The organism is Duganella sp. 1411, from assembly GCF_017833525.1.
Lineage (GTDB): Bacteria > Pseudomonadota > Gammaproteobacteria > Burkholderiales > Burkholderiaceae_D > Rugamonas.
The window spans coordinates 246,838-261,832 of sequence record NZ_JAFICD010000002.1 but is presented as its reverse complement, the minus strand read 5'-3'; the positions used below and the strand labels follow the sequence as shown (position 1 = coordinate 261,832).

The following is a 14,995-nucleotide window of genomic DNA, read 5'->3' as shown; positions in this document are numbered from 1 at the left end:
TCCTTAAGTCCCGACAGGCGACGCTGATATTTTTATTCATAATTTTTGTTGACGGGAATGAAGGGAATCCATATCATTTGCAAAACAAATGACAACGTTGGACATTTTGCGGAAGACAGCGATGGTCCGGCGGGGAATACTCAAGGAGACTGTGTGGCAACGATTCACGATGTGGCGGAGCGGGCCGGTGTGTCCATCAAAACCGTCTCGCGCGTACTCAACGGCGGGACCGAGGTGTCGGAGAAGACCCGCACCCGTATCGAGCAGGCCATGCGCAGCCTCGAATTCACGCCGTCGGCCGCCGCGCGCATGCTGCGTGGCCGACCGACCGGGCTGGTGGCCGTCATCGCCGAGAAGCTGACGACGACGCCCGATTCCTCCGAGATCATCAAGGGCATCCAGCTGGTGTGCGAGCAACTGGGCAAGGTCATGCTGATCGGCGAGACCGGCGGCCATGCCGACGTCGCCGACCGCCTGGTGGCCGACATGCGCGAGCGCCGGGTCGAGGCGATCCTGTTCGCCACGCCGTTCCACCGCGAGGTGATGGTCGAGCCGCTGCTGGGCAGCACGCCCACCGCGCTGGCCAACTGCTTCGAGGCGCCGGGCCGCTACACGCAGGTGATCCCGGACGACGAGGGGGGCGGCTACGCGGCCGCGCAAATCGTGCTGCAGGCCGGGCACCGCGACATCGCCTTCCTGCAGCTGATCCCGGGCATGGTGGCGACCGGATTGCGCCTGCGCGGCTTCGAGCGCGCAATGCGCGAGCACGGCGTCAGCCCGAATCCCGATTGGCTGATCCACGGCGCCGAGGCGGGGGCCGCCGACGAATTCTCGCATTTGGCCGAGGCGGTCGACCGGCTCTTCGCCAGCGACAACCGGCCCACCGCCATTTTGTGCGGTAACGACAAGATGGCCATGCGCGTCATCTTCATCCTGCAGCGCCGCGGTTTGCGGGTGCCGGCCGACGTTTCGATCGTCGGCTTCGACGATTTCCGGCTGATCTCCGAGGCGCTGGACCCGGGCCTGACCACCGTCGCGCTGCCGTACCGCGAAATCGGCGAGCTGTCCGGCCGCCATGTGCTGGAGCGGGCGTCCGAGCCTGCCGCCACGGTCCGCGTGCCGTGCCTGCCCGTCCTGCGCGGCACCGTCGGCGCGCCGTCGGCCAGCGCGGTCAAGGCGATACAGGCAATGAAGGCGATGAAGGCGGCCAAGCGATGAGGCGCGCGCTGTCCGTGCTGGTGGCCGCGCAGTTGTCGGCGGCCGCGTTGCCGGTGCTGGCCGCGCCGGTGACCATCAAACTATGGCGCCACGACACCGGCGACGTCGAAATGGCCGCCGGCAGGGCCGCCGTCGAGCGCTTCAACCGCTCGCAGGGGCAATGGAAGGTGGTGGTCGAGGCGATTCCGCAAGGCTCGTACACGGAGTCGATCACCGCCGCCTCGCTGGTCGGGCAACTGCCGTGCATCATCGCGATGGACCAGCCGACCGTGCCGAACTTCGCCTGGGCCGGCCATGTGCGCGCGCTCGACGCGCTGCTGCCGGTCGACGCCGTGGCCGGCCTGCTGGAAGGCGGACGCGGAACCTACAAGGGCCAGCTGTACAGCGTGGGCCAGTTCGATGTGGCGCTGGCGCTGTTCTCGCGCCGCTCGCGCCTGGACGCCCTGGGCGTGCGCGTGGCAACCATGGAGCGGCCCTACACGGCGGCCGAGTTCCACGACGCGCTGGCGAAGGTGAAGAAGAGCGGCCGCTATCGCTTCCCGCTGGATTTGAACGGCAGGTTCAAGGGCGAGTGGTACAGCTACGCGTTCTCGCCGTGGCTGCAAAGCGCCGGCACCGACCTGATAGACCGCGACGGTTATGTGCGCGTCGACGGTGTGCTCAATAGCGACGCGGCGATCGCCGTCGGCCGCTATTACGGCCGGCTGTTCAAGGACAAGCTGGTCGAGCGCATTCCGGCCGACGACAAGGCGTTCGAGCAGGGACGCTCGCTGTTCCATTACACGGGTTCGTGGAAGGCGCGCGAGTACAGCGAACAATTCGGCGACGATCTGGTGGTGATGCCGCCGCCCGATTTCGGCCATGGCCCAAAGATCGGCGCGGCGTCCTGGCAGTGGGGCATCACGCGCAACTGCCGGCAGCCCGAAGGCGCGGCGGCGTTCCTGGCGCACCTGATCTCGCCGGCGGAAATCGCCGCGGCATCGCGCGAAACCGGGTTGGTGCCGGTGAGCGCGGAGGGCGCGGCGCTGACCGAACATTATCGGCCGGGCGGCGACTGGCGGATCTACTTCGAGTTCGCCAAACGCTATGCGGTGTCGCGTCCGGCCAGCCCGGCGTATCCGGCGATGTCGTCGGCGTTCGAGAAGGCGATGGCCGATATCCGCAGCGGCAAGGATGCCGGCGAGGCGTTCGACGAGGCGGTGGAGGCGATGGAACACAATATCTCGCGCAACAACGGCTACGGTTACAGCCTGGCCGCGCGCAAAACGGGGGGCGGTTCATGAAAACCACGCTTGGGCGGGAAAATCCGTTCGCGGTAGCGGCGTTCGCCGCGCCGGCGCTGCTGCTGTTTGTGCTGTTCGTCGTGCTGCCGATGCTGCTGGCCGCCGGCGCCACGCTGACGAATCATCGGCTGATGTCGCCGGAGCCGACCCGCTACATCGGCCTGGAAAATTACCGGCGCCTGCTGGCGTTGAACGTCGCCGTCATCGATCCGGTGCGCGACGCGCAGGGCGCCGTCGTGCGCGACGAAGAGGGCGTGCGTTATCCGACCTGGCGCCAGGTGCGCAAGGCCAGGCCGGAGCTGGAGGGCTATCGCGAGGCGTTTCATATCGATGTGGGGCAGTCGCGCATCGTGCTGGCGGCCACCGATCCCTTGTTCTACCGGTCGCTGATCAACACGTTTTTGTTCGCGGCGCTGGTGCTGCCGCTGCAGTGCGGGGCGGCGCTCGGGCTGGCGATCCTGGTCAATCAGAAGATCCGTGGGCGGGTGTTTTTCCGCACCGTCTATTTCGCGCCGGTGGTGACCTCGATGGTGGTGGCGTCGATCGTCTGGGCGTTCATGCTCAACACCGATCGCGGCATGCTCAATGAGCTGCTGCGCGGCCTGCTGCACGATCCCAACGCGGGGCCGGACTGGCTGGGCGACAGCCACTACGCGTTGCCGGCCATCGCGCTGATGTCGGCCTGGCAGGGCGCCGGCTTCCAGATGCTGGTGTTCCTCGCCGGCCTGCAGTCGATTTCGCCGGAACTGTACGAGGCTGCCACGCTGATGGGCGCCAACGCGTGGCAGCGCTTCGTGCACGTGACCTTGCCGGGTCTGCGCAACACCATCATCTTCGTATTGGTGTCGACCACCTTGCTGGCGTTCGGCCTGTTCACGCAGGTCGATGTGATGACGTCCGGAGGCCCGCTCGATTCGACGACCACGGTGGTGTACCACGCGGTGCGCAGCGGCTTCAAGGAGCAGGACGTCGGCTACGGTTCGACGATCACGCTGGTGTTTTTTGTCATCGTGCTGGCGCTGTCGGCGCTGCAGCGGATGCTGGTGTCGAAGGGAGACGCGAAATGAATCTGAAGCTAAGCAAAACCTTGCGCGCCACCGCGCTGCTGGTCGCCATGGGCGCCATCGGCATCGTGTTCGTCGCCCCGCTGCTGTTCATGGTGGTGTCGTCGTTTAAAAACGATAACGCGATCTTCGCCGATTTGAACAGCTGGTCGGCCTACCTGCCATCGGCCACATGGTCGATGCGGAACTACCAGGCGGTGTTCGAGAAGAGCGACCTGCCTTCGTTCCTGCTCAACTCCACGCTGATCGCGGCGCTGATCGTGGTCGGCGGCATCATCATCAACAGCATGCTGGCGTTTTCGATCGCGCGCATGCGCTGGCGCGGGCGCCAGGTGGTGCTGGCGCTGGTGGTGGCGATGGTGATCGTGCCGTTTGAGGTGATCGCCATTCCTTTGCTGTCGCTGGTCGCCAAACTGCCCTGGCCGGCCATCGAGCATGGCCAGTTCGTGATGCACACCGGCTGGTTCAACAGCCTGCACGTGCAGGTGATACCGTTCCTGGCCAACGCGTTTTGCGTGTTCCTGTTCTACCAGTTCTTCCGCGATATCCCGCCGGAGCTGGACGAGGCGGCGAAGATGGACGGCGCCGGCCCGTGGACCGTGTACGCCAGGATCATCATGCCCAACAGCGGACCGGTGATCGCCACCGCCGCCATCGTGCTGTTCATCTCCGCCTGGAACCAGTATCTGTGGCCGATCATGGTGATACAGGGCGAGGCGTTCCGGCCGGTCCAGCCGGGTATACAGCAATTCTTCGGACGCACCAATTCGTGGGGGCAGATCATGGCCTACGCATCGGTGATCACTTTACCCGTGCTCGCGGTGTTCCTGGCGTTCCAGCGGCAGTTCGTCGCCTCGGTCGCCGGGACCGGCGTCAAGGGCTAACCGGGGCTAACCTGGGCTAACTTTGGACTACACATGACACTTCAACTCAACGACAAATTCATCTGGGATTTCTGGCATTTCGAGGAGGCGGGCGAACAGCATCTGTTCTTCCTGCAGGCGAACCGCTCCATCGGCAATCCCGACCTGCGCCACTGGAACGTCTCGATCGGCCACGCGGTGTCGCAAGACCTGCGCAACTGGACTTCGCTGGGCACCGCGTTCGGCCCGGCCGCCTCGCCGGCGTGGGACGACTTCACCACCTGGACCGGTTCCGTGATCAATGCCGAAGGGCGCTATCACCTGTTCTACACCGGCACCTGCCGCGCCGAAAACGGCATGCGCCAGCGCATCGGCCACGCGGTGTCCGATAGCCTGGACGGCCCTTGGGAGCGCGTCGGCAGCGGCCTGGCGCTCGATCTTGACGAGCGCTATTACGAAGAGCACGAGGAAGGGCGCTGGCACGACCGCGCCTTGCGCGATCCGTGGGTGCTGGCGGATAAAATCGACGGCCAATATCATATGTTCTACACGGCGCGCCGCAACGACGGTCCGCTGTATGAGCGCGGCGTCATCGGCCACGCGGTGTCCCCCGATCTGATGACGTGGACGGCGACGGCGCCGGTCTACGCCGGCGGCCACTACGGCCAGCTGGAAGTGCCGCAGGTGTTCGAGCGCGATGGCCGCTGGTACTGCGTGTTCTGTAATGTCGCCGCGCATTGGTCGGAAGAGATGCGCGCGGGGCACGATGGCGGCGTCTCCGGCACCCACTATCTGGTGGCGGACCATCCGCTGGGTCCTTGGCAGCCGGCGCCGGGTTTCCTCGACGGCGATATCCCGTGCCGCCGCTACGCCGGCAAGATCCTGCGCGATCCGGTGACCGGCAAGGACTGCCTGATGGCGTTCGAGGACACCGGCGCGGACGGTCAGTTCGTCGGCCGGATCTGCGATCCGATTCCGCTGCGGATGGAGAACGGCCTGTATGCGATCGACGATTCATTGGCACAGAAATGACAACGATGGACAGCGGTAAATAAAAATAGAAAGCCGGAGGAGACGAAAATGATACAACACGATGCCATCGCCAGCCTGCTGCTGGCTGCCTCGATGGCCGCCTCGCAGGCGGCGGCCGGCGACGCGCCGCCGCTGGCCCGCTGGGGGCTGGACGAGCGGACGGGCAGCCAGACCGTCGAGCAGGTGTCGGGACGCCGCGACCAGGTGAACTATGTGTTCAACCACGCGCGCTTCAAGCCCGATTCGGCGCCGCTGTGGCGGCCGGAGGCCAGTTGCATCCATCAAGGCTGTTTGCTGTTCGACGGCTATTCGACCGACGTCACGGCGCCGCCGCTGACGGACGCGCAGCTGGGGCGCGGCTTCACGCTGAGCGCCTGGGTGGCGCCGCACGCCTTCGAGTGGGGCGACGGCGGTCACTATTCGGCGTTCATCAGCCAGTTCGACGCCGAGGCCCGGCAGGGCTTTTCGTTCGGCGTGTACCGTTTCGGCACCTGGGGCATCAAGATCGGCCTTGGCGCGGTCGTCGCCGATGTCCGCGTGACCGATCGCAAGCTGCCGCGCGACAGCTGGTCGCACGTGGCGGCAAGCTACGACCCGGCCACCCGGCAAGTGGCGCTGTTTCTCAACGGCGAGCGTGTCGCGCGGAAGGCGATGCCCGCGTCCGGCCGCTTCTCCATGCCGGACCGCCCGCTGACACTAGGCAGGTACTCCCAGCCGGAACAGATCGGCGGCGTCTTCAAGCTCAATACCTTCCTGGGGCTGATGGACGAGGTGCGCATCGACGCCGGCGCATCCGACGCCAGCGCCGTCGTGGGCGTCGTCGCCGCCGATCTGGCGCCGCGCGCCGGCAAGGCCCCAAAGCTGTCGTCCGCCGATATGAACATCCCGGCGAGTACCTTCGACGGCGACCGCTATCGCCCCCGCTACCACGTGATGCCCGACGCCGGCTGGATGAACGAGCCGCACGCGCCGTTCTACTATCAAGGCCGGTATCACCTGTTCTTCCAAAAGAATCCGTTCGGTCCGTTCTGGCACCAGATTCATTGGGGGCACTGGACCAGTACGGACATGGTGCACTGGCGCGAGCTCCCCATCGCGCTGGCGCCGGAGGACGACGGCCTGGCGACCGACGGCATCTGGTCCGGCAGCGCCACCCGCGCGGCCGATGGCACGCCGGTGCTGTTCTTCACCGCCGGTAACGACAAGGCGCGGCCGAACCAGCGCACCGGCATGGCGACGCCGTGCGATGCGCGCGATCCGGACCTGGCATGCTGGAAAAAACATCCTACCCCGGTGACGCTGCAGGAGCAGGGCATGGGGCGCTTCGGCGAGTTCCGCGATCCGTTCGTGTTCCGCGACGGCGAGCGGCAACGATGGTTCCAGCTGGTCGGCTCGGCGCTGCCGGGCGGCAGCGGCACCGCGCTGGTCTACGAATCGACCGACCTGCTTCACTGGACGCCGCGCGGTCCCTTGTTCTCGATCGACGCCAAGCCTTTCCCCGACTTCGAGAAGACCTGGGAGCTGCCGGTGTTGCTGCCGGTCGGTAAAGGCATGGATGGCCGCGCGCGGCATGTGTTCCTCAACGACGTGCGGGGCCAGGCCTACTACTGGATCGGCGTGTTCGACGCCGCCAGCGCGCGCTTCAAACCCGATAGCGAGGCGCCGCGGGCGTTCGATGTCGGCCAGGGGCACTTTTCCGGGCCGAGCGGGTTTGTCGACCCCAAGACCGGACGTTCGATCGTCTTCTCGATCGCGCAGGGGGAACGCACGCTGCGCGACGAGTGGGATGCCGGCTGGGCGCACAACGGCGGCCTGCCGATAGCGCTGTCGCTCGGCGCCGATGGCGAGTTGCGCCTGGCTCCCATCGGCGAGTTGGCCGCTTTGCGCGGCCGGCAGTTGATCGATCTGCGCGACGCCGGCGTGGAGGAGGCGGCCAAGGCGCTGGCGGCGCTGCATGGCGACGGCCTGGAGATCGAACTGGAACTGGCGCCGTCGCCGCAAGCCGCCAAACGGGGGGTGAGCGTGCGCGTGGCGCCGGGCAGGTCGGAGGCTACCGATTTATATGTCGACAGCGCCGCCGGGCGCCTGGAGATCGACCGCACGCTCACCACCGAAGGCAAGTCGTACGGCGTGCAAGGCGGCGCTTTCGAGCTGGGACCGGAGCACTTGCGCATGCGCGTGTTCCTGGACCGCTCGATGGTCGAGGCGTATGTCAACGAGCGCAGGAGCCTCACCAGCCGCACCTATCCAAGCCGCGCCGACGCGGACGGACTGGCGCTGCTGGCCGCGCCCGGCGACCGCGTCGTCTCGCTCAAGGTGTGGGCGATGGGCGCCACTGTGAAAGGAAATTGAGATGGCCACAATCGCATTGCAGGGGGTGGGCAAGACCTACCCGGGAAAAGAGTCGCAGTATATTTTGCGCGGCGTGGACTTCACGATCGAGGATGGCGAATTCGTGGTGCTGGTCGGCCCCTCGGGCTGCGGCAAATCGACCTTGCTGCGCATGATCGCGGGACTGGAGGAAATCAGCACCGGCGAGATCCGCATCGACGGGGTGACGGTCAACGACACGCCGCCGGCCAAGCGGGGATTGTCGATGGTGTTCCAGAGCTATGCCTTGTACGCGCATATGAGCGTGTTCGAGAACATTGCTTTCGGCCTGCGGCTGGCGCGCGTGCCCAAGGCGGAGATCAAGCTGGCCGTGCATGCGGTGGCGAAGATGCTGCAAATGGAGCATCTGCTCGAGCGCCGTCCGCCGCAGCTGTCCGGCGGCCAGCGTCAGCGCGTGGCGATCGGCCGCGCCATCGTGCGCAAACCGCGCGCCTTCCTGTTCGACGAGCCGCTGTCCAATCTGGATGCCGCGCTGCGCGCCGACATGCGGGTGGAGATCGCCCGTTTGCACAAGCAATTGGCCGCCACCATGGTCTACGTGACGCACGACCAAGTCGAGGCGATGACGCTGGCCGACCGTATCGTCGTACTGGGCCCGGCCGGCGTGCAGCAGATCGGCGCGCCGATGCACCTGTACGACCATCCGGCCAATGTGTTCGTCGCCGGCTTTATCGGCAGCCCGAAAATGAATCTGGTGGCCGGCGCGCTGGATGCGGGTGGCCGCTTGCGGATCGGCGGCGCGGCGCTGGATTGGCAGGCACTCGCCGATGCGCGGCCGGGCGCGGTGACGGTCGGCGTGCGGCCGGAACATCTGGTGGCCGACCCGCAAGGCGCGATCGAGGGCGAGGTGATACTGGTCGAAAGGCTGGGCGCGGAGTCCTATGTGCACCTGGCCGTCGCCGGCCTGGCCAAACCGCTGATGGTGGTGGTCAAGGGTGAGCCGCCGGCGGCCAACGCGCCGTGGAGCGTGAGCCCGATGGCGGGCAGGGTGCATGTTTTCGACGGCGAGGGCTTGCGCATCGAAGCGGGCAATTTAAACAGAACAACAGCCGGCGTCGCCGGCGCGGCGGAGGCGGCATGATCGGCGAGGCTTTGTTTGATGTGTTTTCCGACGGCGGCACCGCCACCGGCGCCATCGCATGGATGCCGCCGATGACGGAGCTGTTGAAGATCAGCGACGAGGAGGAGGTGCGCGCCGACGGATAACTTCATTGTAAATCGCATGACAACGTTAGACAGCACAAAGCTTACACAGACCGCCGCGGCGCGGCGGATAATCATAAAAGGAGATGCGGCATGACTTACCCGATCAATCGTTACAACCGTTACATCGCGCGTTCGGCGGCGCTGGCGATTTGCCTGGCGCCCGCGCTGGTGTTCGCCCAGCAGCAGAGCGGCACGGCCGTCAGCGGCCAGCAGAGCGCCGACGGCGCCGATCCGTCTGCGGTCGTCATCGTCACCGGCGTGACCAAATCGACCACCAAGAAGAACGCGACCTTCTCGATCAACACCTTGACGGCGGAGGAGATCCAGCGCCTGGCGCCGATGAGCACCGCCGACATGCTGGCCAACTTCCCCGGCATCTACTCGGAAGGCGGCAGCGCCGGCGAGGCGAGTAACAACATCACCGTGCGCGGTCTGCCGGTCACCGGCGGCTACCGCTTCGCCCCGCAGCTGATCGATGGCCTGCCGGCCTACGAGGAGCCGGAAGCGCCGTTCATGAACAACGACGTCTTTATTCGCGACGACCTGATGACCGAAAGCGTGGAGCTGGTCAAGGGTGGTCCGGGCGGCATCCTGTATTCGAACGGCCTGGGTGCGACCGTCAACCACGTCACGCGCACCGGCGGCGACCACCTCGCCGGCGGCTACAAGATCGAATACGCCGACTATGGATTCATCCGCCAGGACGCCTTCGTCTCCGGTCCGCTGAGCCCCAACCTGACCGGCGCCGTCGGCGGCTTCTATCGCCGCAGCGACGGCGTGCGCGATACCGGCTACACGGCCGATCGTGGGGGCCAGGTACGCGGCAATCTGGTCTACACCAGCAACGACCGCAAGACCACGGCGCGCGTCGACGCACTGGTGATCAACGACCGCACCGCGTTTTACCAGAACCTGCCGATTTCGGTACCGCGCTTCGTCAACAGCGGCACGCCGGCCAACCCCACCAAGATCAACCAGGATACGATCGAGCCGCTGGGGATCGACTTCGCGCACGGCACCACCGCCTCGCCCTACAACCGCAAGTTCAACATGATCGGCGAGTACGGCACGCGCACGATCGACCAGGCCGATGGCATCCATCCGGATTTCAAGATGTTCACGCTGAGCGGCTCGCACGAGCTGCAGGATGGCTGGAAGCTCTCCGCCGGGCTGCGGCACACGACCGGCAGCAATGGCTTCAACGCGGTCTTCACCGGCAACGACACGGCGACGTCGACCAACTTCCTCAACGCCCGCTATCAGAACGACGTGATCTCGCCGGCGCACGGCGCGGCGCTGGCGTGCAACCTCAATAACGCCAAGCTGATTGGCTTCTTCAATGTGCCGGGCAGCCAGGCCTGCGGCGCCTTCGCCAACATCAGCCGCGAGGACTTCATCAAGCGCTACGCCAAGGCCACCGGCGTGGCGGGACGCTATCTGAACGATGGTTCGGCGGTGCCGGCGTCGGCGAATCTGAACTTCATGATTCCCTTCGTCGCCGACGTCGACGCCTCGAGCACCTCGCTCGACCTGAAGACGCAGAAGTCCTTCGAGCTCAAAGGATCGCACGATTTGACCGTGGGCGTGTACAAGAGCCGCTACAGCTACAAGCCGAACTTCCAGCAGGCGCTGTTGGTCAGCGACGTCGCCAACCAATCGCGCCCGGTCGATTTGATCGCGGTGGACGCGCAGGGCAACCAGGTCGGGCCGAGCCTGACGCAGGGCGGCGCCATCCTGCCGGGATGGGGTGGTTTTGTCAGCGATATTCGAGGCGACGGCAACGCCGCCTACCTGCTCGACCACTGGGAAACCATGGGCAAGAAGCTGAAGATCGATGCCGGCGTGCGCTGGCAGAACCTGAAGGCGGACGGCGTGCGGCGCGACCGCAACGTGATCACCGATCTGACGCCGGCCAATGTGGTCGTCGGCTCCACCCAGGATACGACGGCGGACAATGAAGTGAGCCTGCCGGGCGCTCCGCAGACGTTGAACAAGACCTATCACGGCTTCGGCTGGTCGCTCGGCGGTAACTATAGTTTCAGCAAAGCCCTTGCGGTGTATGGCCTGGCTTCGGATTCCTTCCGCCTGCCTAGCCTGGAGGACATCAACAACCTGACCACCGCCACCACCACTGTCGTCAACGGTAAGACGGTGGAGGTCAGCGCGGTCGAGCATATCCGCCAGTACGAAATGGGCCTGCGTTATCTGACGCGCGGCTTCGGCGCCTCCGTGGCGGCGTTCTATAACAAGTTCTCGCCGCGCAGCGCCGTCAACATCTACAAGGATATCCAGTCGTCGCAATGCACCAGCGCCGGCGGCGTCACGCAGATCAACTCCTGTCCCGACGTGGCGCAGCTTTACAAGCGGGGTATCCAGAACGTCGGCGCGGAAGTCGAACTGTCGTGGCGTCCGGCCGCTGTCGATGGCCTGGAATTGAAGGGCAACGTGGTGGTGCAGAACCCGAAGGTCAAGGGCGCCAGCTATACGACCACGCAGGAGGACAAGGACGCGCAGGGCGTGATCACCGGTTATCACTATGTGCAGGTCAGCGAGGACGGCCGCCGTCCGCGCCGGCTGCCGAAGGTGATGTTCAACTTCATGCCGTCGTACGACCTCAAGCCGCTGACCGACATTCCGGTCAGCCTGTACGCGCAGTACCAGTACTACGGCTCGCGCTTCTCCGAGGCGTCCGACAACAACGTGACCTTGTTCCCGTCCTACCATATCATCAACGCGGGCGCGCAATACCAGATCACCGAGCGTTTGAGCGCGCACCTGCACGTGGCCAACCTGACCAACCAGTTGTCGTTCACCGAAGGCGACCCGTTGTTCAACGACCTGTTGTCGCCGGACGGTACGCGCAACCGTGGCGTGGCCAGGCCGCTGTTCGGGCGGACTTTGCGGTTCAGTCTGACCTATATGTTCTAGGTTTGACCCGGAACGCCGTCTCCGATTGCGTCGACTCCGTGCGTTGACATACAGAGGGCGGCGTTCCCGGGACCTAGAATGGGCCGACACTATCAATTGAGGACGGTCCATGAAATCCAATACGCCTGAACCCTATCCCCATCCCGCCGGCGGATGGGGTTCGGTGAAGAAGGTCGCCACGGCCCTGCTGCACGAGCATGTGCCGCTCGAAGGCAGCAAGCTGCTGGTCCACTTGAACAAACCCGACGGCGTGGCCTGCGTCAGCTGCGCCTGGGCCAAGCCGGCCAATCCGCATCCCTTCGAGTTTTGCGAAAGCGGCGCCAAGGCCACCGCCTGGGAAGTGACCGGCAAGCGCTGCGACACCGCCTTCTTCGAACAGTACACGGTCGGCGATCTGCTGGCCTGGAGCGACCATCAACTGGAGGCGGTCGGGCGCTTGACGACGCCGTTGCGGTGGGATGCCGCCAGCGACCGCTATGTGCCGGTCGACTGGGACAGCGCGTTCGCCGAGATCGGCCGCGAACTGCAAGCGCTGGCGCCAGGCAGCGCGGTGTTCTACTGCTCCGGGCGCGCTTCGCTGGAGGCGTCGTATATGTATCAGCTGCTGGCGCGGCTCTACGGCTGCAACAACCTGCCGGACAGCTCGAACATGTGCCACGAGAGCACCTCGGTGGCGCTGCCCAAGACGATCGGCGTGCCGATCGGCACCGTGTCGCTGCAGGACTTCGAGCAGACCGACTGCATCCTGTTCTTCGGCCAGAACGTCGGCACCAACAGCCCGAGGATGCTGCACCAGTTGCAGGAGGCGCGTCGCCGTGGTGTTCCCATCATCACCTTCAATCCGCTGCGCGAGGCCGGCCTGCTGCACTTTGCCAATCCGCAGTCGCCAGCCGAGATGCTCACCGGCGCCGAGACCACCATCAGCACGCGCTATTTGCAGGTGCGGGCCGGCGGCGACAGCGCGGCCATGCTGGGCCTGTGCAAGGCGCTGATCGCGGCCGACGACGCCGCGCTGGCCGCCGGCACGCCGCGCGTGCTAGACACCGATTTCATCGCCACGCACACGGCCGGCCTGGAGGCGCTGGTCGAACGCGCCCGCAACGAAAGCTGGGCCGGGATCGAGCGCCATTCCGGCCTGGCGCGCCGCGACCTGGAGGAGGTGGCGGCGGTGTACGCCGGCGCGGGCAAAGTCATCGGCGTGTTCGGCATGGGGCTGACGCAGCACCGGCTCGGCGTGCAGAACGTGGAGATGCTGTCGAACCTGCTGCTCTTGCGCGGCAATATCGGCAAGCCCGGCGCCGGCATCTGCCCGGTGCGCGGCCATTCCAACGTGCAGGGCCAGCGCACCGTGGGCATCACGGAAAAGCCGGAACTGGCGCCGCTCGACCAGTTGGCCAAGCAGTACGGCTTCAAGCCGCCGCGCACCAAGGGCTTGAACACGGTCGAGACCTGCGAAGGCGTGATCGATGGCTCGGTGCGGGCGTTCATCGGGCTGGGAGGCAATTTCGTGCGCGCCGTGCCCGATACCGTGCGCGTGGAGGCGGCATGGTCGCGGCTGCGGCTGACGGTGCAAGTGGCGATCAAGCTGAATCGCAGCCATCTGGTGCACGGCGAGGTGTCTTATATCCTGCCTTGCCTCGGACGGCTGGAGGTGGACCGCCAGGCCGGCGGCGAGCAGGCGGTGTCGGTCGAGGACAGCACCGGCTGCATGCATGGTTCGAAGGGCAGGGCGCAGCCGGCCGGCGCGCTGCTGCGCTCGGAGCCGGCCATCATCGCCGGGCTGGCGAAGGCGACCTTGCCCGGCCATGCGGCCGTCGATTGGGACGCCTGGGTGGCCGACTACGGCGCCATCCGCGACGCGATCGCCGAGACCTACCCGGAGATTTTCCACGACTTCAACGCCCGCATGTGGACGCCGGGCGGATTCCGCCGGCCGCTGCCGGCCGCGCGGCGCGAGTGGAAGACGCCCAACGGACGCGCCAACTTCATCGCGCCGACGGTGCTCGACGCCGATCCCGACCAGCCGGAGCCGCGCGGCGACGTGCTGCGCCTGTTCACGGTTCGCAGCGACAGCCAGTTCAACACCACCATTTATAACGAGAACGATACTTTTCGCGGCATCCACGGCGGCCGGCGCGTGCTGTTGATCAGCGAGGCGGATATCGCGCGGCTGGACCTGAAGGAGGGCGAGCTGGTCGACGCCAGCGCGGTGAGCGGCGACGGCATCGCGCGCGGCGTGTCGGGGCTGAGGCTGGTGGCGTACAACGTGCCGCCCGGATGTGTGGCCGGGTATTTCCCAGAGTGCAACCCGTTGATGGCGTTGGAGCATCACGCGCTGGAGAGCATGGTGCCGGCGGCCAAATCGATCGCCATACGCATCGTCCGCGCGTCGGCGTGAGCTGTCGAACATATGGATGGCGCTGCTTGGCGTACACTCAATTCTGTTAAATATTTTTAGTGGAATTGAAAAATGCCTTTATCAGACCGCCGAAAACCCACCGCGACCGCCGATATCATCGAGGAAGCGTTGACCATCCTTCCCGACGAAGGTTTGCAGCCCGCAGCGGAATACGCCATGAGCCATGGCGTGCCGAGGCATATTGTTTACAAGGTGCTGAGCGCGCCGCCGGAGCATCAGCGCAGTTCCGAGCGCAGGAGGCGGGATGCCATTGGCGGCGCGGTGATCGCCGGGCAGGTTGGCGGCGGCGTCGTGGTTTTGTAATTCCGGGCGCTAGCGGCCTGCCGGGATGTCGGATTCCGGCATCGGCAGCGGCGCGGCGGGAGCCGACGGTTCCGGCGGCGGCATCTTGTTGGCCGGCATAGGCGGCGTGATGTAGCCCGTGTCCTGCGCGGCCTCCGTCTTCGCTTGCGGCGTGAACGGATCGGCATCCTGCTTCTTGCAGCCGGTGACGGCGGCGGCGGTGAGAACCACGGTCAAGGCGAATTTGGCCGGTACGTTGAGCTTTTTCATGGCGTGTCCTTATCGATGGGTGTGGCCCATCTTATTCAC

General features: G+C 65.8%; 12 protein-coding genes. 11 read left to right on the top strand and 1 reads right to left on the bottom strand.

Annotated elements, in window-relative coordinates:
• Positions 1–153 precede the first annotated feature (153 nt).
• The 11 genes from JOD97_RS12805 (at position 154) to JOD97_RS12760 (ending at position 14,707) form a co-directional block, all read left to right on the top strand.
• Positions 154–1,218 carry a LacI family DNA-binding transcriptional regulator gene (locus JOD97_RS12805; protein WP_209717989.1) on the top strand — a complete coding sequence of 355 codons (1,065 nt, stop codon included), beginning with the start codon at positions 154–156 and terminating at the stop codon, positions 1,216–1,218.
• Positions 1,215–2,501 (top strand): extracellular solute-binding protein, encoded by a 1,287-nt coding sequence (locus tag JOD97_RS12800; RefSeq protein WP_209717986.1) that lies wholly within the window; start codon positions 1,215–1,217, stop codon positions 2,499–2,501. Before JOD97_RS12805 ends, JOD97_RS12800 begins: the two co-directional genes overlap by 4 nt.
• Positions 2,498–3,568, top strand: coding sequence for a carbohydrate ABC transporter permease (locus tag JOD97_RS12795; RefSeq protein WP_209717983.1), 1,071 nt, complete (start codon positions 2,498–2,500; stop codon positions 3,566–3,568). Before JOD97_RS12800 ends, JOD97_RS12795 begins: the two co-directional genes overlap by 4 nt.
• On the top strand, positions 3,565–4,449 hold the full coding sequence (locus JOD97_RS12790) for a carbohydrate ABC transporter permease (protein ID WP_209717981.1): 885 nt from the start codon (positions 3,565–3,567) through the stop codon (positions 4,447–4,449). Before JOD97_RS12795 ends, JOD97_RS12790 begins: the two co-directional genes overlap by 4 nt.
• 33 nt (positions 4,450–4,482) lie before the next feature.
• Positions 4,483–5,460 carry a family 43 glycosylhydrolase gene (locus tag JOD97_RS12785; protein ID WP_209717978.1) on the top strand — a complete coding sequence of 326 codons (978 nt, stop codon included), beginning with the start codon at positions 4,483–4,485 and terminating at the stop codon, positions 5,458–5,460.
• A gap of 48 nt (positions 5,461–5,508) precedes the next feature.
• Positions 5,509–7,812 carry a GH32 C-terminal domain-containing protein gene (locus tag JOD97_RS12780; RefSeq protein WP_209717976.1) on the top strand — a complete coding sequence of 768 codons (2,304 nt, stop codon included), beginning with the start codon at positions 5,509–5,511 and terminating at the stop codon, positions 7,810–7,812.
• A 1-nt stretch (position 7,813) separates the two neighbouring features.
• Entirely contained in the window at positions 7,814–8,932 is a 1,119-nt protein-coding gene (locus tag JOD97_RS12775) for an ABC transporter ATP-binding protein (protein ID WP_209717973.1), read from the top strand.
• Positions 8,929–9,057, top strand: a complete 129-nt coding sequence (locus tag JOD97_RS32990) for a hypothetical protein (protein WP_255585347.1) — start codon at positions 8,929–8,931, stop codon at positions 9,055–9,057. Before JOD97_RS12775 ends, JOD97_RS32990 begins: the two co-directional genes overlap by 4 nt.
• 90 nt (positions 9,058–9,147) lie before the next feature.
• Positions 9,148–11,985, top strand: a complete 2,838-nt coding sequence (locus JOD97_RS12770; protein ID WP_209717971.1) for a TonB-dependent receptor — start codon at positions 9,148–9,150, stop codon at positions 11,983–11,985.
• Positions 11,986–12,094: 109 nt separating this feature from the next.
• Positions 12,095–14,383, top strand: a complete 2,289-nt coding sequence (locus tag JOD97_RS12765) for an FdhF/YdeP family oxidoreductase (protein ID WP_209717968.1) — start codon at positions 12,095–12,097, stop codon at positions 14,381–14,383.
• Between the two features lie 72 nt (positions 14,384–14,455).
• Positions 14,456–14,707: a hypothetical protein gene (locus JOD97_RS12760; RefSeq protein ID WP_209717966.1), complete on the top strand. Its 252-nt coding sequence runs from the start codon at positions 14,456–14,458 to the stop codon at positions 14,705–14,707.
• A gap of 9 nt (positions 14,708–14,716) precedes the next feature.
• Here JOD97_RS12760 and JOD97_RS12755 read toward each other — a convergent pair whose 3' ends face one another.
• Entirely contained in the window at positions 14,717–14,956 is a 240-nt protein-coding gene (locus JOD97_RS12755; RefSeq protein ID WP_209717964.1) for a hypothetical protein, read from the bottom strand.
• Positions 14,957–14,995 lie beyond the last annotated feature (39 nt).

Bases quoted from the DNA above. Each gene is read 5' to 3' on its own strand.
- JOD97_RS12785 (WP_209717978.1), top strand. From the start codon at position 4,483: ATGACACTTCAACTCAACGACAAATTCATCTGGGATTTCTGGCATTTC.
- JOD97_RS12770 (WP_209717971.1), top strand. From the start codon at position 9,148: ATGACTTACCCGATCAATCGTTACAACCGTTACATCGCGCGTTCGGCG.
- JOD97_RS12760 (WP_209717966.1), top strand. From the start codon at position 14,456: ATGCCTTTATCAGACCGCCGAAAACCCACCGCGACCGCCGATATCATC.
- JOD97_RS12790 (WP_209717981.1), top strand. From the start codon at position 3,565: ATGAATCTGAAGCTAAGCAAAACCTTGCGCGCCACCGCGCTGCTGGTC.
- JOD97_RS12795 (WP_209717983.1), top strand. From the start codon at position 2,498: ATGAAAACCACGCTTGGGCGGGAAAATCCGTTCGCGGTAGCGGCGTTC.
- JOD97_RS12755 (WP_209717964.1), bottom strand. From the start codon at position 14,956: ATGAAAAAGCTCAACGTACCGGCCAAATTCGCCTTGACCGTGGTTCTC.
- JOD97_RS32990 (WP_255585347.1), top strand. From the start codon at position 8,929: ATGATCGGCGAGGCTTTGTTTGATGTGTTTTCCGACGGCGGCACCGCC.
- JOD97_RS12775 (WP_209717973.1), top strand. From the start codon at position 7,814: ATGGCCACAATCGCATTGCAGGGGGTGGGCAAGACCTACCCGGGAAAA.
- JOD97_RS12800 (WP_209717986.1), top strand. From the start codon at position 1,215: ATGAGGCGCGCGCTGTCCGTGCTGGTGGCCGCGCAGTTGTCGGCGGCC.
- JOD97_RS12780 (WP_209717976.1), top strand. From the start codon at position 5,509: ATGATACAACACGATGCCATCGCCAGCCTGCTGCTGGCTGCCTCGATG.
- JOD97_RS12765 (WP_209717968.1), top strand. From the start codon at position 12,095: ATGAAATCCAATACGCCTGAACCCTATCCCCATCCCGCCGGCGGATGG.